Origin of the sequence: Pedobacter cryoconitis, assembly GCF_001590605.1 — a bacterium.
GTDB lineage: Bacteria > Bacteroidota > Bacteroidia > Sphingobacteriales > Sphingobacteriaceae > Pedobacter > Pedobacter cryoconitis_A.
This window is the reverse complement of sequence record NZ_CP014504.1, coordinates 3087115-3107180: the sequence shown is the minus strand read 5'-3', so window position 1 is coordinate 3107180 and position 20066 is coordinate 3087115. Positions and strand designations below refer to the sequence as shown.

Sequence of the window (20066 nt, the reverse complement as noted above, 5' to 3'; positions counted from 1 at the left end):
AAGGTTACGCGGTTTGCTCATCTGTTTCTTTGGCCTTTTCATCTTCTTTACGAAAGAAAAGCCAGTACAGTGTTGGTAAAACAAAAAGGGTTAGTACCATGGAAACCATTAGTCCAAAGCAGATCACTGTACCTAAAGGTCCCCATAACGAAGAGCGGCTGATGATCATGGGCGTAACGCCCACAGCTGCGGCCGTAGAAGTTAGGAATATGGGCCGCATACGGCGTTCGGCTGACAAAATGCCGGCCTGTAATACCGTTTTTCCCTCATGGATCCTCAGTTCCTCGGCATGATCGATCAGGATAATTCCATTACGTACCACAATACCGCATAAGGCCAATAGTCCCAGAAAAGAGGTAAACCCGAATGGATAGCCAGTGACCAACAATCCGAATGATGCGCCAAGCAGACTGAGTGGCATGGTGGTAATGCTGAGTACTGCATGTTTGAGGTGCTTGAAATGCCAGAGCAATATCAAAAAGATCAGGATGACGCTCATGAGTAAGGAAATCCCCATAGGGCCCATGTTTTCATTTTGCAGTTCCAGTTCACCGCCATAGGAGATTTCAACATTCTGTGGCAATTTAATTTTGTCGATATCCGGCTGTAATTCCGTCAGCACATTGTTGGCAACGGCATCCGGAATGATGTCCATCCGCACAGTCAGCGTGCGGATGCTGTTCCGTCTCACCACCTGTCCGTCATTCCATTCAGGTGCTATATCGGCCACTTGTCTGAGCGGTACCACGGTTTTCGTTTGTTGGGAAGGAATATTAAGGTCCAGCAGGCTGGACACATTCATTCTCGATGTTTTGGGTGTTTTAATCTTCACATCAATCTGATAGTTACCTTCCCAAAGCCGCGTAGCATCAACGCCCTCAGTGTGCATGGCCACGGTGTTGGCCACATCGCTTTTAGTTAAGCCAAGGCGCGCCAGTTCCTGGCTTTTCACATTGAGTTTAATCCCTTCCTCCATTTGATCATAATCCGTCCTGGCCCAGATCACTTCTTTGTGCCTTTTACCTATGGCAATAACCTTTTCACCTACCGCTTTAAGATCGTCAATATTGTTACCGGATATACGAACCTCGATCGGTGCAGATGAGCTGACCATGTTCAGTTGTTTCATCCGCACATAAGCAGATGGGAAGACATTGCTATATTTTTGCTGGTAATCTTTGATCACTTCTTCTGTGGCACCTTCAGAGACCGTATTGACCAGTATCTGCGCATAGTTTTTAGCGGGGAGGTTAGGCGCGTAAACCATATGAAAGCGCGGCGAGCTATTGCCGATAAAACTGGTGTAATTGATCACCCGCTTATCCTTGTGCATGATACGTTCCATATTTTTAACCACACTGTCCGTTTGGTCAAGGCTGTAACCACTGGGCAGGTATATCTCCACAGCAAACTGATTACGTTCCACTTTAGGGAATAATTGCTGGGGAAGTATCCCCATGATGATCACACCGAATACAACGGACAGCACGCCGAATAATACGGTAAGCTTATAATGCTTCACCGAATTGCCGATATGCTTATTGAAAAATAACTGTAGCCTGTCCAGCATTGATTTATGCTCTTGCTTCTTATTTTCGTTATGCAGTCCCTTTTTGATAAAAAGCGTATTGAAGAATGGCACCAATAACATCGATATGACCAGGGACAGGGTCAATGCAATAATGATGGTTACCGGGAAAACACTGATAAAATCTTTGGCTACTCCCGTCATAAAAAACATCAGCGGGAAGAAAGTGGCCGAAATGGCCAGCGTTGCCGTAAATACAGATGGGAATAGTTCCTGCGCACTGCTTTTGGCGGCCTCCCAAACAGACATCCCATGATCCAGTTTTTCTACATGGTTATCAATGACGACAATAGGATCATCGACAACGATCCCCAGTACCACAATGAGTGCCGCCAGGGTTACCGTGTCCAGTTCTATCCCCGCCAGGTACATAATGGCCAGTGTCGCCGCGATTGTAATTGGAATAGTTGCCGCTGCTACTGCTGCCACCCGCAGTGGTAATAACAATAGGGCCACAACCACTACACCGATCAGGGCAAAAGCGAACTCCTTCATAAAGTGGGTAATGGATTCATCCACCACTTCCGGTTGATTGGCTAGTTTGACCAGTTTGATATCCGGCGGTAAATGCGCACTCACTTTTGCCAGCCGTTCCTCCAGCTCCTTGCCAAAATGCACGATATTTTTACCAGTCACCATTTCCAGTGAAATAATAATACTTTTAGTGCCATTTGACGTTACATAGCTGTCAGGATCGCCATATTCCCGACGGATGGTTGCTAAATCACGAAGCCTGACCGGATTACCTTGATCATCACGTTTGATAATCTGCTCTGCAAGATCTGACTCGGTCTTATAAAAACTGGTCAGATGTATCGGCCGGTCGATTATTTTTCCATCTTCGGTCCCCGCAGCACTGATGGCGCCCTCATTTTGCAATACATCCCTGATGTTACCTGCGGTAACCCCATTTTGAAGCAACTTATTATTATCAACATAGATACCGATCTGCTCGTTCAGGTTACCTGTATGGGATATTTTAGCTACATCTTTAACCCGGCGTAATTCAGCTTCAATGTCTTCTACGTTGCGCTGTAGTTCTTTATAAGGCCGGGTAGGTGATTCTACCGCCAGCAGTAAAGCAGAGGTTGAACCAAAATCGCTGTTCACATAAAAACCTTTAACCTCTTTCGGCAACTGGGCCTGCAAAAGGAGCATGCCATTCTTAATCTTATTCCAAAAGGCTTTGGCCTCAGCGCCGTTCACTTTATCGGATACTTCAACAAAGATATACATCATGCCATCGCGAGAGTAGGAGTAAGTTTTAGTTTTATCCACCTCGTTATTGCTAAACAGGTATTCTTCAACTTTCTTGGTCATTTGTTCTTCTACCTGGTTGGATGACGCACCCGGGTAAAGCCCTACAATGACACCCTGCCTGATCGTAAAATCGGGAAATTCATTACGGGGCATATTGAACAGGGCAAGAATACCCAGTAAAAACAGCACAGCAGCTACAGTAAGGGGCAGCACATGGTAGCGCATGGCCCACTCGATCATGTTTTCTTTCTTTTTCATGACTGCTGATTTATTGGGTAATTTTAACAGGAGACTGATCGGCCAGCTTTTGGTAACCGGAAGTAATCAGTTGTTCATCACCACTTAAACCACCGGTGATCGCCAAACCATTATTATAGAGTGCCCCGGTTTGAACTTCTTTCCGTTGCGCCTTATGTTGCGGGTTAACGGTATATACATAATTACGGCCATGCTCATCCACCTGTACGGCCTGGGCAGGGACGACCAGTTGCTGTTCAGCTGCTTTAGCGGACAATGATTTAGATTTCGGAGTACTGAATACGACCTTACAAAGCATACCTGGTTTTAGCGCCTGACCGGGATTGGCTAATTTTACTTTAACGGTATAGTTTGCACTGTTGTTAAGTGCCAGTACGCCCACTTCGGTAATACGCCCTTCGATCGGTGTGTTCGCCGACGCATCAATAGTGACAGCGGCAGGATCACCTGGCTGATAACGATTAATTTCATTCTCAGGAACAGCTACTAAAACATTGACCGAACGGGTATCCAGTAACTGCAACACAGGTACTCCTGGGCTGGCGGTAGCCCCGGCTTCTGTTTTTTTGTCGCTGGCATAGCCGCTTTGAGGTGCATACAGCCTGGTGTGGGCAATATTTTGATAAGTCGCCCGTGCAGCAGATGCCGCCTGGTCAAGATTTGATTTGGCCTCCAGCATTTTAATTTCTGCTATGCTGCCTTTCTGAAATACAGAAAGAATACGCGTGTAGTTTTCTTTAGCCAGTTTAACCTGAGCTAATTGTGCGTTATATTGATTACGGTAAGTTGTTTCATCTACGGTAGCCACTAATTGGCCTTTTTTTACATAATCCCCGGCTTTTACCGGAAATGAATTGATAGTGCCGGAAACCTGAAAACTTAAATCGATCATTTTGTCGGCTTGCAAAGTTCCGCTATAAATAATCTGATCGGAGGAGCCTGTCTGTTGGCTGCTTAAATTAATTGTTTTAACATTGATCGTGTCAGGTATTTTGCTGGACTCTTTATGCCCGGAACATCCGGTGAAAAGTAGCGTTGCTCCAGCTGCTGTAAGAATTGATAATATAGGTCTCATATTTTAATCATTTGAACACTTTATATACTTTTGTCTATTATTAATCAAAAAAAATTATTTCAGTCCCTTGCAAAAAATCTGCGAAATCCAGGACAGTTTAGCTTCCATATCGGGAAACCGGTTGAACAAGATAATTTCCTGCTCAAAGCTTTTGAAGGCGGTTACAATTGTTTCGGCAAGAAAACGGCTGTCAGCCTCAGTGAGTTCGGCAATTTCTTTCTTCTCAATTGCCCACCTGATCATTTTATAGATTACACTGCCTTCTTCCTCCAACAAAACCCTGGTTTTAGCGGCGGCAAGCCCTGGTTGTTGCTTTAGATCTTCTAACACCAAATGATATTTTTTGGTAAGAAATTTAATCTCCTGTAATTTTTTTGTGTAAAAATTTTCCAAATTGGTGGACATTGAAGCATTTGGATCAATTACCCCCTGGCAGGTATCAAATATCTGCAGGCATAGTTTTTCTACTACTGCATCAAAAACTTCTGTTTTATTACCAAAATAATAATATAAAGTAGTACGCCCTTTTTTACCCGCTTTCGAAATATCCTGCATAGACACCCGGGTAAAGCCATAGCTTTCAAAAACACCGATGGCGGCAGTGACAATTTCTTCCTTGATCTGTTCTTCTTTAGATAACTTCATTTTAGACAAAAGTACGAAATATGTTCAATTGGCCAAAAAAAATAAAAATATTTTGGGAATGTGTAAAAGGATTGTTAAATAATTGATAAAGATTGAAGAAATTCGCTATAAATAAGATACTGAAGACCTTAGTATTGCCAGATTTAATCAATATTATTGCCGTTGGTTTCAGTAATTTTATTGAGGCAGATGCGTAATGACTAATAAATGAAAAAAGCTAGGCAAGAAATAGTAGACTGGATGCAAGAATTATATGAAGGGAATGAAAAGGCCCTTGCATATTTTTTTAAACTGCACAGTAAGTCACTTGCTTATTTCACAACCCGCATGCTTGAAGATAAAGCAGAAGCTGATGATATTGTATCTAAATGCTTTTTAAAAGTTTGGCAGAAACATAAAGATTTTAAGACAGAACAAAATATCAAAGCCTTTCTTTACATCAGTTGTCGCAATGCTTGTCTGGATTATCTGGCCAGCTTAAAAGTCAGAACTGCTGCACAAGAAAATTACATTAAGTATCTTCTGGGTGGAGAGGAAACTATCCTGTATGATGTAGTTCAAACAGAAGTGCTGGACATGGTGAATAAAGAAATTGAGGAACTACCTGATAAAATGAAGATAGTTTTTAAAATGCTTTATATTGAAGGAAAAAGTACAGCCGAAATTGCTGAAGAGCTGGGCTTGTCTATACAGACTGTCCGAAACCAAAAAACAAAAGCTGTGGCTCTTATTAAAAATTCTCTGCTCAAAAAAGGTGTTTCCAATGCATTGCAGCTGGCCTTTTTATTTTTTATTACCAAATAAAAAAAATATTTCAATTTCATATGGTTGCTTTAGGGAGTCGTCCCGTTTCTATATTATTAACATCTAAAAAATGTTAAAGGAATAAAAATGGACCAGATGCTGGAAAAAGAATTTTATATATCCACACTAATCACCTCAGAACTTAATGGGTCGCTGGATCCTGCAGGTAATGATGAACTGCAAAACTGGAAGAATTCTTCTTCGGAACACCTTGAATTTTACGATCGTTTAATAGCTAAGGAGTATTTTCTGCAGGAATTTCAAAATTTTAATCAAATCGAAACTGATCATATCTGGCAGCTGACAAGGTCCGGATTAAAAGATAGTTTGAATGTAAAGACCACAGATGCTTCGGTCAGACGCATCAAAATATGGCCTCGCATTGCAGCATTAGCCGCAACGGCGGCGGCACTTGTCGTATGCATTTATTTCTTTAGCGGGAATCGTCATGCTAACCTTTCCCAAATTGATTATGCTAAGCGATATCCATATGTTAAACCAGGTAAAAGTGGTTCAACTATAACCCTTAGCAGCGGTAAGGTTATCAGGTTGAGTGACCATCAAAAAGGTCTTGTAATAGGAAGCAGTCGTCTGGCTTATACTGATGGAAGTGTTGTTACTGCAGATGGCGCAAGCAATCTAAAAGATGAAACACTTACAGCTACGACTACAAAAGGGCAGACGTATATATTTACTTTGCCCGATGGTACAAAAGTCTGGCTGAACGCAGATTCGAAAATTTCATTTGCTCAATTTTTTAAGCACAAAACGCGTAAGGTATTCCTCGAAGGTGAAGCTTATTTCGAGGTTGCAAAAGATAAACTTCACCCATTTATAGTAGCCAATAAAAATCAGCAAATAGAGGTTCTAGGTACTCATTTCAACGTAAATAGCTATAAAGATGAGCCCGGAATTGCAACAACTTTGCTGGAAGGTTCAGTAAAGATAAAGGTTGGAAATGGACAAAAAATTATCAGGCCAGGAGAACAGGCATTGAATAGACTTGGTATAATCAGCGTGCGAAAAACTGACTTAGCCAGTGTTCTCGACTGGAAGAATGGCGATTTCTACTTAAATCATGTGGAATTTAAAACAGCGATGAGAAAAATTGCAAGATGGTATAATATGGAGGTTATCTATGATGCTTCTGTTCCAGATAACATGGAACTGGGAGGATGGGTTTCCAGAAATAACCAGCTTTCTACTGTACTCAAATCAATAGAATCTGCTGTATCAGTGACGTTCAGGGTTGAAGGCCGTAAAATTTTTGTAATGCGATAAATAATAACGAAAAAAATGAAACGATTAATAGTATTAATACTAATGGGCCAGGTAGCTTTTTCGGCTCTTGCGCAGAACCATCCGGTTTCTTGGGAATTTAGCAGTAAAAAAACCTCACCCTTAACGTATGAGGTGAAATTCCATGCTGCGGTAAAAGAGCTTTATCATATTTACCCTCAGGGTGAAGGTGGCGGTTTTGGAATGCCTACTGAATTTCTGTTTGATGAAAATGACAATATAGAATTCATTGGTGAAATAGAGGAAAAAGGGGTGGAACAGAAAGATGGAGAGCATTTGTCTTACTATTCAAAAGGCGTGACATTCACGCAGATACTTAAACTAAAAACTGCAAAGAAGACCACATTGGCATTTACGATAAAGTATATGGCCTGTACCAATCAAATGTGTCTTCCACCGTCTAAAAAGCAATTTACTTTAGATTTAGGTGGTATTGAGAAGGATGCTGTAGCTGTTAAAAATGAAAATCCTTCTGAATTATCCAGCAAACAGACGACTGCTTCTAAGTATGAAGATTTTATAATGGAGGATATAGACGGTAAAGTTATATCATCCAAAAACATTACCTCCAAAAACAAATATACCTTGATTGATTTTTGGGCAAGCTGGTGCATGCCATGCAGGTCGCAAGGGCGCGAATTGATTCCTTTATATAATAATTATAAATCGCAGGGTTTTGATGTGATCGGCGTTTCACTTGATACTGATCTCAAATCCTGGAAAAAAGCTATTCAGGCTGATGGATATACCTGGACAAATCTGAGTGACCTGAAAGGTTTTGAATCTGCTTTGAGTAAGAAATACAATATCACTGCTATTCCGAGAAATTTGCTGATTGATCAAAAAGGAAATATTGTTGCAGTCGATTTACATGGAAAAGAACTGGAGGCTAAACTTGCTGAATTATTTAAGATTTAACTAAAAATGAGATAATAAATTAATGATGAACCTAAACCAACCAAACATGCAGAAAAATCTACGCTAAAACTAAAAACTCCAACTCCAATGTAATTGGGGCTGGAGCAGCTTGGAATCAACTAATTGTCAGCCACAGCAATCTGTCCGTCGAAAGTAAGATTGCTGAATCAACCAAACCAAACAAATGTATAAAAATTCTAACAGATACGGGGGGACGTACCAATCTCTCTGTGCTAAATTTATGCTGATTATGCGCTTAACCACCGTAATATTAATAGCATCGCTTCTCCAGGTCAGTGCATCAACATTTGGCCAGCAGATTACCATCAACAGGAAAAATGCTTCATTAGAATCGCTTTTAATAGAAATAAGGAACCAAAGTCAATATGATTTTTTATATGACGGAAAAATCCTTCCCAGGAACAAGATTGCTGATGTAAATGTGAAAAACGCAGACATCAATAAAGCGTTAAAAACTGTACTAACAGGATCCTCATTAACTTATACCATTGAGGGTAAGATTGTCACCATTAAAAAACGCATTGAACCCACGCTGATGGATAAGATTATTTCTGTATTTCAGCAGATAGATGTGAGGGGTAAGGTAGTGGATGAAAGCGGAAAAACTTTGGCTGGTGCTATGGTATTTATAGAAGACTCAAAAATTAAAACAACTACAAATGAGAAGGGTGAGTTTTATTTGCAAAATGTGAATGAAAACTCCACTATAATTATTGCTTATATAGGATATTTACCCGCTGAACTAGCGGCTGCACCTAATCTTGGAACAATAAAAATGCTGCCGTCAATTGGTGAACTTAAGGAAGTTGAGATTAAATTTAATACCGGGTATCAGCAACTTTCAAGAGAACGTAGTGCCGGATCTTTTGCGAAGCCTAATCTTAATGTGATGAAGAATAGGTCGACGAGTCCGAACATCCTTGATCGTTTAGAAGGATTGGTTCCAGGATTATCGAGTGGAAGAAGTGATCTTGTTAAAGAAGGTCAAAGAGGTGGTCTGGTTATTCGGGGATCATCATCTATTAATCTCTCTACAACGCCACTGGTAGTTGTAGATGGAATTGAAGTACCAAACATCGAAACTGTGAATATGCAGGATGTTGAGGATATCACGGTGCTTAAGGATGCAACTTCAGCGTCGATTTGGGGTGCAAAGGCTGCCAATGGAGTGATTGTAATTACAACAAAAAAAGGTAAGACAGGGGAGAAGCTTAAAATTGATTATGATGGTTATTATGCTTTTCAAGGTCGTCCTAACCGCGAGTATTTACCAAGACTCGGTTCTTCACAATTTATTGCTGCTCAGCGGGAAATTTTTCCGGAATTTGCACAGTTCAATCCTTATGATGGCGAAATAGCTGAAGGTGCACTTCCACCGCATTTACAGATTCTTTATGATGCACTTCCTGAACGCGGCATACTTACCCAGGCACAAGCAAATTTTAAACTGGATAGTTTAGGGAAATTGGATAACAGGGGACAGATTAATGATATTTTTATCAGGAATGCCGCTACTTTAAATCAAACGCTATCTATTGCTGGTGGCGGGAATACACATTCGTTTTACGGATCCATTAATCACATCGGCACAACTGACAATTTGCCTGGCAGTGCTAACAATCAATACAAGGTTAATCTTCGTAACGATTTTATTTTTGGTAAGCGATTTACTGCTTTTATCAATGCGGACCTCACCAATATGACCACCAGGAGCAACGGTACATTGGGCTCAACTCCGGCACCTGGTTTTTTACCTTATCAACTTTTTAAGGATACAAATGGTAGTCCTTTGATTGTAAACGTGCTTGCTCCTTTCGCTTTGACCGGTTATGCTGACGAAATCAGGAAGGATTACGCGGGCAGAGCTGGCGTTAATTTGGATTACAGCCCTGTTCAGGAAATTAACAGGCAACATGAAACAAGTAATACTTTAAGTACAAGGATGGTTGCCGGTGGAAAGATAGATATTCTTAAAAATCTTTCTTTTCAGGGTACCTATGGTTATAACACCATATCCACTACAGGCAGAAAGGTTTTATCACAGGATAATTATACTGTGAGGGATGATTATATGCGGTTTACACAAGAAGATGAAGAGATTGATGAGGACGAAGATGGACCACTGCGACGCAATTTGCCAAAAGACGGAGGCCGGCTGACCACTAATAATTTAGTCACAAAAAGTTGGACAATCAGAAACCAGTTATTTTTTGATCAGACCTGGAATAGCCATCAGCTAACTGTTATGGCTGGTCAGGAAGCTACTCATATGCAGACAGTGGATAATACTGCTACTTATTTTGGGTGGGATGACCAGTTGCAGGTTGGACGTCCGGTAAATGTACGAAGACTCGTCCAGGGGTTTGACGGAATAGCAGGCCGTGCTGGCTGGGAGGATTTTGAAAATAATGTGGGTGGACGCGAACAGCCGATAGCCAGAACGACTTCGTATTTTGCGAATCTCGGCTATACGTTTGCCAGAAAGTATACCTTAAATTCCAGCTGGAGGATAGATAAAAGTAATTTGTTTGGATTTGATAAATCTGCACAGAACAGACCAGTATATAGTATAGGCGGTAAATGGGCAATGGGCACCGAACAATTCCTGGATCCGGTTAACTGGTTGGATAGGCTTGACCTGCGGTTAACTTATGGCGTAACAGGTAATGCGCCGACTCCGGGAATGGCCGCATCCAGAGATATTTTTCAGTCCGAATCTAATGTAACCTATGTGAATGGTGCAGGTATAATTCTGTTTAAGCCATCAAATGCTAAGTTAACATGGGAAAGTACTAAGGTATACAATGCGGGTATAGATTTCTCGGTTTTAAATGGAAGATTAAATGGTACTATTGATCTGTATCAAAAAAACACACAAGATCTGATTGGCACACTCTCCACCTCTCCTTTAACCGGATATTCCAGTGTTACAGGGAACTTTGGTAATTTAAAAAATCAGGGTATCGATCTCCAGTTGAATTCAGTTAATGTCGTGACCCGTGGTTTTGAATGGGGCACCAGTCTTGTTTTAGGTTACAATAAAAATAAGATCACTAAATTAAATCTCAATCCGGCTACTACAGGTGCAGCCTTAATTAATGCCAATTACCTTGTTGGATACCCAATGTTTGTATCCCACTCTTACAATTATGCTGGCTTAAATGCTAAAGGTGATCCACAGATCAGACTTGCCGACGGATCTCTGTCATCAGATCCAAATATCAGCCTGCCAGCGGATATCGTATATAATGGAGTTACCCAGGCACCCTGGAATGCGGGTTTAAGTAATAATTTCAGCTATAAAAATTTCCAGTTGGGCGTAAACATCATTTACAATGGTGGGCATGTGATGTTAGATCCGCGCAACCCGCTGAATACCAATGATCCTGGTTTTTTGAATCGTTTCAAAAACCCGGTTGACGAAAACAAAACTAATATTCCAAGATGGATCGGCGATACTGAACTGGCAGCTCAACGTAATACCAGTTACTATTCTAATGGTAACCATAGAGTTATGGATGCATCTTATGCCAAGATCAGGGATATTACTTTAGCCTACAGCCTGCCTCAAACCTTAGTAAATAAAATGCAGGCTCAGGCAATTAGTTTCCGTTTTCAGCTTTCTAATTTATTACTCTGGACTGCCAATGACATCAATTATGATCCGGAAGCCAGTGATTATACACGTGCTGCACAGGGTACGGTAACTCTTGGTGCTCATATCACCTTTTAATTATCAAGTTAAAAAGACAAAAAATGAAAATTTTAAAACAATATATCTTAGGACTGGTGCTGACGACAGGGGTATTGGTGCTGGTTTCATGTAAAAAGGAATTTCTGGAAATAGAACCTAAAGGCTCAATCATCGCCTCTAAAACACAAGATTATGAACTTGCGCTAAATGCAAGTTACATTGCATCCTCGTTCACCGCAAGCATTTATATGGGAGATGAGGTGGGTGTTCAAAATGCTTATTTTAGTGGTGCTTCACTTCGTATGCAACGCCTTTTCAAATATGAGGATAGAATTTATCAGGCAGATGAGGTTCCTGCCGAGATTGACGACTCTGAAGGGTACATCCGCAGGCTTTACCTGTACAATAAGATCATTAATGAGATTATGGACGCTGAGGGAGGAACAGTGCAACAAAAGGAAGCGATTGTGGCTGAAGCAAAAGCCGGCAGGGCAATATGTAATTTTATGTTTCTCAGTGATTTTTCAAAACCTTATAATGCGCTCACTGCATCCACCGATTTGGGAATCCCACGCATTATAACCGCTAATGTTACACAAAATAGTTTTACCCGGCTGAGCCAAAAGGAAAATTATGATTTTATCATTAAAGACTTAACGGAGGCAATAGCCCATCTTGGCCCCCTTGTTCACCGTCGTAAAATGTCTAAGCTGGCTGCAGAATTCTATTTGGCCCGGGTTTTTATAACAATGGGGAGGTTTGATGATGCAAAAAAACAAATTGATGCTGCATTTTTAGAATTATCAAGAGCTAACATTACCTTAAAATTATATGACTACAACGAAGTATTAAATCCTGAAGGTCAAAATAACTGGTTTCCCTTTAGTCCTTTTGGCTTTAGCAAGAAACCAATCCCAGCTAATTATACGGAAACCATTTATGATATTCAGGCAAGATCTTTCCTGCTTGATGCTCAAAATACATTTGTAATCAATCCTGAAACAGCATCATTATATGATCCTGCAGATAAACGTGTAGAATTATTTGATCCAAGAAATGCGTTTGAAGATGAAATACTTGCGAAAGGAATGAGACGTCCTGTTGGATTCTTTGTTATGGCCGGACCCTCACTTCCAGATTTATACCTGATGAGTGCGGAATGTAAAGCACGTGGAGGTAATCTTAGCGGCGCAATTGAAGATCTGGAAAAACTGAGGGTAAACAGACTATCTGAAGATGCTGCTACAATACCTGCAAATGTTGGTACAGATCAGCAGGCTTTGGTAAAATTCATCCTCGATGAACGTGTTCGGGAATTTGCCTTTACAGGTCTGCGTTGGTTAGATATGCGTCGCTTATCGCAGGATCCAATTTACTCCAGCCATATAAAATATACGCATAAAAGTTTTGATGCTGATGGAAATGTGCTGCAAAGCTATACACTGAAACCTGAAAGATTTGCTTTAAAATTTGGCGAACGTATGCTGCGCGAAAGCCAGGGCTTGCAGGAAAATCCTTAGAAAATCAATTATATAACTGAGCGAATTGTTCCTATAGGGGCAATTCGCTATTAACTACATACATATGAATAAATTACTTGCATTAGCAGTTGTCTTTTTGCTGCCTGCATTTTTAAATGCTCAAACGAATTATAGGATTAAAGGCAAAATTCCAAGTACTAATAAGGCTATTAAAGCCGTAATGGCCTATCCACCCGATGACAAGGGTGGTGAGTATAAATCTGATACTGTCAGCATTAGTGATGGTAAATTTGAATTTACAGGCATTATTGGAAGACCGCAAATGGCGGAGTTGAACTTAATTATGCCTCGTACTGCAGGTAAAAAAGCGCGCAAAGCTCAGTCCGAAGAGAATGACGGAATGAAAAACGTAGCGCTGTTTTATCTGGATGGCAATATCGATATCACATTTGACACTGCAGGGACGGCCTCCTATGCTGGTGGTGGCAAGGAGCAAAAAGCATGGGAAGCCTATGCCCTTGAGGCTGCAGCCAGAAATAAGGCGTTAAAAGGAGCACCATCCGGAATGGAATTTTACGAGATGTTGATTTCGGATATGGTAAAACGTTTTCCGGATAACTATATGAGCGTCGATCTGATGGATTTGTTTACCCAAAGTGCAATTCAGCCGAAATTGGTTGAGCCTATGTATAATGCGCTGAGCAAACGTATGCAAAATACAGAAAAGGTACTGCGCTGGAAACCAAAAATGGATGAGGCAAAACTGGCCGTTTCTGGTAATCAAACTGCACCTGACTTTACTTTAAATGATACAGATGGAAAAGCAGTATCATTATCCTCTTATAAAGGTAGTTATGTGCTGGTAGACTTTTGGGCCAGCTGGTGTGTGCCTTGCCGTGCAGAAAACCCAAATGTACTGGCTGCTTATGAAAAATATAAAGACAAAAACTTTCAGGTTTTAGGCGTTTCCCTGGATGAAAAAAAGAACCTCTGGCTAAAAGCAATTGCTGAAGACAAATTGCCATGGAAACAGGTATGTGATTTCAAAGCTGATAAGAGCGAAGTAACACAATCATACAATATATCATCCATTCCAGCCAATGTACTTATCGATCCGAATGGTAAAATCGTTGGTAAAGATTTAAGAGGTAAGGATTTACATGACAGGCTTGCTGAACTGATCAAATAAAATATAACTATAAGAACATATATACTCACTCATGAAAAAGATAATTTTATCCTTGCTGATTTCTAGTTCAGCATGGGCTCAGCAGGTTGTGCCCAAGAAATATAACTATACCAATTTTAACTTGATTGTTGACGTAGAAGGCAGAGAGAAATTCTATAATCAAATGATTAGGGAAAAGCCTGAAAATAAGGCAAAACCTGCTCAGTATAATGATTACCGAAGTTCTTTGGCAATTGGTTGGCTTGCCAAAGGAAATTTGGAACGGTATAAATATTATACCAAAGGCAATCCTGAATTTTCTTTCCCGAATTTGCTTGACTTCAGCTACACATTGGAACATTTAGTAGAAGATAGTAATAATCTAAAGATTGTTGAAGAAGTTTCGAAAGCATATTTGGATAGGCTGGATAAAAATAAGGCAAATGATGAGCTGACTACGGATAGAATGCAGGTCCTTTTGGAGGTAAATGCAATGGCCAATGCGAAATTAGGCAATGTGGACGTAGCTATGAAAAATATTGAACGCTCTTCAGTTATCAAAGGTATGAGAGAAGCAAAATATTTCAAAGATTCTAAGTCCAATTATCTGAATCGTTACGCAATTGTTTTGCATGCTGCGGGTCAGCATAAAAAGGCTTTGGATTTACTCACTGAAGCTGTAAGGAATGCTGATTCCAATCCTAAGGTGATAGCAACCCTGAGAGAAATTTATAAAAAGGTGAATGGTAGCGATAAAGGACTGGATAGTACCATCAAAGCTCTGCAGGATGAGGCTTATCACAAGTATTACAAGGAGGTTGAAAAATCATATATCGCAGATAGCAAAATACCATTTCGGGGAGTTATAGCTAACCCGGATGAAGATAGTAAGGATAAAACTCTGACTCTTTTCACCGCCAGGAAACACGCTAAAGAGATCTCGTTACCTGAATTGAGCGGTAAAAAGGTAAACTTTGCTGATTATCAAGGAAAAATTCTGGTGATTGATTTCTGGACCACCGGATGTACACCTTGTGTGGCCGCGTTTGCAGGATTTGAAAAAGTGGTGGCAGATTATAAAAATGATCCTTTCCAGCTTTTTGTGATCAACTTGTTTGAAGGCCAGGAAACGATTAAAAGTTTTATCGCGAAAAAAGGCATAACCCTGGATGTCTTACGAGATGTGCCAAACGCAGCATACGATATTCAAGCAACCCCTACCAAGATTATTTTTGATCCAACCGGTACTATAAGATTCTATAGTTCAGGCTATGCGGGTTCTACAGACAGAGAATATTACAAGTTGAAAGCTATGGTTGAAATCGTAAAAGCACACAGTTAAATATAGAATTATGAAAAAGCTAATTTTATTATTGGTGCTGGTTTCCGGCACATTATATGCACAGCGTACACCACAACAGATTGCGAAACAATTCAATGCTCTGGTCAACGTAGAAGATGAAGAACGATTTTATAATGACTTACTCGCAAAAAAAACCGGCTGGTGCCGCTAAACCAGACCAGTATAATGAATATCGCGCTCAATTAGCGGTTGACTGGCTGGTTAAGGGAAATATTGATAAATATAATTTCTATAAGAATACCCGTCCAAAATTTACAGCGCTACAGTTATTTGAGCTGAGCAATTTGCTTGAATATTGGGTTGACGACAATAAGAATGTTGCAGAAGTGGAGCAGATTTCAAAACAGCTTTTAGATGACCTGAGAAAGAAAATACATGATGACACATTTTCACGGACAGGAATTTTGCTTGAAGTAAATGCAGTAGCCAATGCCAGACTTGGTCATGTTGATATAGCTATGAAAAACATCAAGGCATCTGGTGAATATGCCACATTTAGAAACCTTTCTTATTTTAGAAACACAAAGGCTAATTATCTTAACCGTTATGGTATCATATTATCAGCTGCCGGGCAGCATCAAAGGGCACTTGACACCTTATCTATGGCTGTGGGTAATGCGATTTCCACACCAAAAACGATTGCGACCTTAAAAGAGGTCTTTCAAAAAGTCAAAGGAAATAGTGCAGACGTGGATAAATATATCACAGCATTACAAGATGAATCTTATAAAAAGATTTATAAGGAAGTAGAAAAGGCCTGGATTACAGTTACGAAGCCTGCACCTGATGTTACTTTGACTGATATTAATGGTAAGGCTGTTAAATTGTCTGATTACAGAGGTCAGATAGTTGTTATCGATTTTTGGAGTACGGTATGCAAACCATGTGTTGCAGCATTTCCCGCCTTTCAACGCTTAGTTAACTTTTATAAAGAAGAGCCTTTCCGGTTATTTGTCCTTAATGAAGGCGAGGATGCAGCGACTGTAAAGCCATACATGGAAAAAAATGGCTATAAACTCAACGTATTATTCGATAATAATGAAGCTATTTTTAAAGCATTAAACGCTTTAGGTACACCTCAGAAATTTGTTATCGATGCTAACGGAAATATTAATCAAACCAGCATCGGCTATAGTGGATCTGATGATAAGGAATTCTATAAATTAAAGGCGATGGTCGAACTGACTAAAGCACGTTCTTCTGAAAAAACATCGGCTGTAAAAAGTAAATCTAAATGAAATATTTAAAATTAAGTTTAACAGGCTTGTTTTGCCTTGTTTCATTAAATGGATTTTGTCAGACTAAGACGGATGCCAAAAAGCTGGAGAAGCTGATTGCGAATTGTGTTGAAAAGGCGATGGAGACCAGTGTATATATTATTGAATGGGATACGGTTAAGAATAAGGTTCAGGATGGTATTGAAGAAGCGAACGGATTTACAGGTGTAGTAGTGTCTGCTGAAGGACATATCCTTACGGCATCTCATGCGGCTATGCCTGATCAGATTTACCAGATCTCTTTTCCAGAGGGTAAAAAACATATTGCTGTAGGTTTAGGTAGGATTGGTATTCAGGACAAAGACACTGATTATGATATGGCCCTGATCAAAATTATGAAGCCTGGAAAATGGCCTTTCGCTAAAATGGCACCCAGCAGTGAATTAAAATTGAATCAACCTGTGATCAGCATTTCTTATCCCGGATCCTTTTTTAAGCAAACACCAAATGTGCGTTTCGGTAGAATAGCTGATGTGGATTTAACTGACGGATTCATTGAATCATCAGCTAAAATGGAACCCGGTGATTCGGGAGGGCCTTTATTTGATGTAATTGGACGAGTTGTTGGCGTGCATAGCTGGATCAAGGAAAACGAAAACCAGAATTATGATGTTCCGGTTGATTATTTTTTGAAATATTGGACGGCGCTCAACACTGCTAAAGATTATACGGAATTTCCGCCCGCAGATGATTTACCAGCTGTTACATCTTCAATAGCAATGGAAACTGTGCCAGCACTGGAAAATATTGCTGAGAATCCAACTAAATATAACAGGAGCGTGGTCGTACTGAAAAGTTCCCGTGGAGTGCAACAGCAATCTATTCTTGGCACGCTGTTTAATTATGGTGGTGCAGAATATATTATCAGTAAGAGTTCAATGGTTTTTAATCATCCTCTACTCAAAATTGGTGCTGGTACAGCTTCAGTTCAAGTGATCAAAAGAGACAGGGAAAACGATCTTGTTCTGTTAAAAACTGAAAAAAAACTGGGCGTTGGCATCAGGCTGAAATCTACTGCTGAAAACCCTGATCTCAAGCAAAAAGATCTGGGTAAGATCCTAATTTCTGCTTTGTCATCAGACTCTGCTAAAGTTGGCGTATTAAGTGCTGCATATATTGATATGCCTTTGAATACAAGTAAAGGATACCTGGGGGCAAGTGCCGCCTATCAGGATGGGAAAATAACACTCACCAGCATTAGTAAAGAGAGTGAAGTAGCTTCATTTCTTAAAGAGAAAGACCAGGTGATCAAAATTAACGGAACAGTAGTGCGTACGGCGTCAGATTACAACAATGAATTTGACAGGTATCTGGCTGCGGATTCGATTTCCATAGATATTATCAGGGATGGTAACCCGATGCATCTTAGTGTATATCTCGAAGCAGAACCTACGGTGAGACATGTTTCTTATGACTACGCTGGGGGGCGAAGTGTACGTTCTGATGGCTTTAAGCATGTACTTGTTCATGATGCAGCCGTCAGAGCTAACGAATGCGGTGGTACTGTATTTGACAGTACAGGAGAGTTTTACGGGATAAACATTGCCAGACGCAGCAGGACATCGACTATCGTTATGCCTGTTGCCGCAATTGCAAAATTTATTGGGGATTCGTTATAAATAAATTCTTTTAGAAAGGTCTTACAATCAAATATTAAATGAAATTATCATCAGCATACTGTTTATAAACAGCAATGATATGCTGATGATAGCCACATAACCGATAAAAAATAATATACACTGATGAAAAAAATAATTCTGGCAATTTTGATGCTTAGTTCGTTAAGTATACTTGCACAAAAAAGAAAAGGGACATCCATTGAGTCAAAATTAAACGCGTTAAAGGTTGAAAAGAATCATAAGATAATCCTGCAAAAGATAAAGATCTTAGAAAATGGATCGGATGAAGATTTGATGGTATTAGTTCAATACTATGATAAAAATGCAGCGAAAAAGGAGACGGTGACTAAAAGTCTGCTAAAAAAATATCCGCAAAGCCAGAGTGCAAGAATGTTAAGATTAACTTCATTTCTCCAATTGAAAGGAGGAGTTCCGGAAATGGAAACGTTGCTTCAATCTATGATTAAGCAATATCCGGATGTTAACCTGGATATGGAAAAAAGTTTGTTATCCAGTGCATATGCTGAAGTTCCAAACTCAGCCCGGGTTCTTCACTTTATCAATTCAATGCAAGACCCTGTATTTAAAGTAAGGGCCGTAGCAATGGCTATTGAGATCATGGCTGCTGTTGACAAGGCTGCAGCTTTGGAACTTGCCACCATTGAATTAGCAAGCGCAAAACAAATAAAAGGTCAGACTGCTTTAAAAGAACCATTGAAAGTTGATCCAAAGTCAGCCTATGACGATTATATCAATATTTACGGTAAGCTGCTGTTCAAAGCTGGTAAATATGAGGAGGCATATCAATACACTACCGAAGCCTATAATAAGATTAAAGACAGAGATGAGGAGCTTATTGAAAACTATGCTTTCTTATCGAGCTTAAATGGTAAATATGAGGAAGCTTTGCCCGTTTTGGCAGAAGCGGTTAGAAAGGGGGAATTTGATCAAAGTTATATTGAACAGGTAAGAAAAGGCTACGCAACATTAAATCCTGGTAAGGATGTAGATGCCTATATTGCCAGCTTGCAAAAGGTTTTTATTGATAAGATTAAAGCCCATGTTTCACCATTAATGGTTAACAAAGCTGCTCCGGATTTTACGGTAACTGATGTGAATGGGAAAACAGTTTCATTAGCAGATTTTAAAGGTAAAACAATCATACTGGATTTTTGGGCTACCTGGTGCGGACCCTGTGTTGAATCTTTTCCTGCTATGCAAATGGCTGTAAACAGATACGCTAATGATCCTGATGTTAAATTTTTGTTTATCCATACCTGGGAAAATGTTAGCGATCCCTTAACCGATGCTAAGACTTTCCTAAGCAAGCGCAACTATAAATTTGATTTGTATATGGATCCAAGAAATCAATCTACTAAACATAGTGCAGCCGCCGATGCATTTAAAATAGATGGAATACCTGCGAAATTTATTATTGATGGTAATGGTAGGGTTCGCTTTCAAGTGGCTGGTTTTGAAGGAAGAGCCGAGGCTGTTGCAGAAGAAGTAGTACAAATGGTTGAGCTGGCACGTAAAGGTGTATAATTGCAACAAAAAGTGGGATCCATGTCGATTTAGACACTGGATCCCACAGTT

General features: G+C 40.1%; 14 protein-coding genes. 11 read left to right on the top strand and 3 right to left on the bottom strand.

What is annotated here, in order from left to right; translation table 11 throughout:
* Positions 1 to 4: 4 nt before the first annotated feature.
* The 3 genes from AY601_RS12925 to AY601_RS12915 are packed head-to-tail and all read right to left on the bottom strand — an operon-like array spanning position 5 to position 4826.
* Complete coding sequence (locus AY601_RS12925; protein ID WP_068401717.1) at positions 5 to 3106, bottom strand: efflux RND transporter permease subunit; 3102 nt, start codon at positions 3104 to 3106, stop codon at positions 5 to 7.
* 10 nt (positions 3107 to 3116) lie between these two features.
* Positions 3117 to 4181 (bottom strand): efflux RND transporter periplasmic adaptor subunit, encoded by a 1065-nt coding sequence (locus AY601_RS12920; protein ID WP_068401712.1) that lies wholly within the window; start codon positions 4179 to 4181, stop codon positions 3117 to 3119.
* Between the two features lie 54 nt (positions 4182 to 4235).
* Positions 4236 to 4826: a TetR/AcrR family transcriptional regulator gene (locus AY601_RS12915; RefSeq protein WP_068401709.1), complete on the bottom strand. Its 591-nt coding sequence runs from the start codon at positions 4824 to 4826 to the stop codon at positions 4236 to 4238.
* Positions 4827 to 5033: 207 nt separating this feature from the next.
* Between AY601_RS12915 and AY601_RS12910 the strand changes: the two genes are divergently transcribed.
* The 11 genes from AY601_RS12910 to AY601_RS12865 all read left to right on the top strand — a co-directional run bounded on the left by AY601_RS12910 (position 5034) and on the right by AY601_RS12865 (position 20015).
* On the top strand, positions 5034 to 5630 hold the full coding sequence (locus AY601_RS12910; RefSeq protein ID WP_068401706.1) for an RNA polymerase sigma factor: 597 nt from the start codon (positions 5034 to 5036) through the stop codon (positions 5628 to 5630).
* A 96-nt stretch (positions 5631 to 5726) separates the two neighbouring features.
* Positions 5727 to 6911, top strand: coding sequence for a FecR family protein (locus AY601_RS12905; protein ID WP_198163515.1), 1185 nt, complete (start codon positions 5727 to 5729; stop codon positions 6909 to 6911).
* Between the two features lie 15 nt (positions 6912 to 6926).
* Positions 6927 to 7847, top strand: a complete 921-nt coding sequence (locus AY601_RS12900) for a peroxiredoxin family protein (protein ID WP_084359244.1) — start codon at positions 6927 to 6929, stop codon at positions 7845 to 7847.
* A gap of 250 nt (positions 7848 to 8097) precedes the next feature.
* Positions 8098 to 11601, top strand: a complete 3504-nt coding sequence (locus AY601_RS12895; RefSeq protein ID WP_198163514.1) for a SusC/RagA family TonB-linked outer membrane protein — start codon at positions 8098 to 8100, stop codon at positions 11599 to 11601.
* 23 nt (positions 11602 to 11624) lie between these two features.
* Positions 11625 to 13082 (top strand): RagB/SusD family nutrient uptake outer membrane protein, encoded by a 1458-nt coding sequence (locus AY601_RS12890; RefSeq protein WP_068401699.1) that lies wholly within the window; start codon positions 11625 to 11627, stop codon positions 13080 to 13082.
* 64 nt (positions 13083 to 13146) lie between these two features.
* Positions 13147 to 14232, top strand: a complete 1086-nt coding sequence (locus AY601_RS12885) for a TlpA disulfide reductase family protein (protein ID WP_068401698.1) — start codon at positions 13147 to 13149, stop codon at positions 14230 to 14232.
* Between the two features lie 31 nt (positions 14233 to 14263).
* Entirely contained in the window at positions 14264 to 15553 is a 1290-nt protein-coding gene (locus AY601_RS12880) for a redoxin domain-containing protein (protein WP_068401696.1), read from the top strand.
* A 10-nt stretch (positions 15554 to 15563) separates the two neighbouring features.
* Positions 15564 to 15725, top strand: a complete 162-nt coding sequence (locus AY601_RS25680; protein ID WP_157287881.1) for a hypothetical protein — start codon at positions 15564 to 15566, stop codon at positions 15723 to 15725.
* Positions 15688 to 16812 (top strand): TlpA family protein disulfide reductase, encoded by a 1125-nt coding sequence (locus tag AY601_RS12875; protein WP_068401693.1) that lies wholly within the window; start codon positions 15688 to 15690, stop codon positions 16810 to 16812. Before AY601_RS25680 ends, AY601_RS12875 begins: the two co-directional genes overlap by 38 nt.
* Positions 16809 to 18470 carry a trypsin-like peptidase domain-containing protein gene (locus tag AY601_RS12870; protein WP_068401690.1) on the top strand — a complete coding sequence of 554 codons (1662 nt, stop codon included), beginning with the start codon at positions 16809 to 16811 and terminating at the stop codon, positions 18468 to 18470. The genes AY601_RS12875 and AY601_RS12870 overlap by 4 nt, the downstream gene beginning before the upstream one ends.
* A gap of 123 nt (positions 18471 to 18593) precedes the next feature.
* Positions 18594 to 20015, top strand: coding sequence for a TlpA disulfide reductase family protein (locus AY601_RS12865; RefSeq protein ID WP_068401687.1), 1422 nt, complete (start codon positions 18594 to 18596; stop codon positions 20013 to 20015).
* Positions 20016 to 20066: the final 51 nt, after the last annotated feature.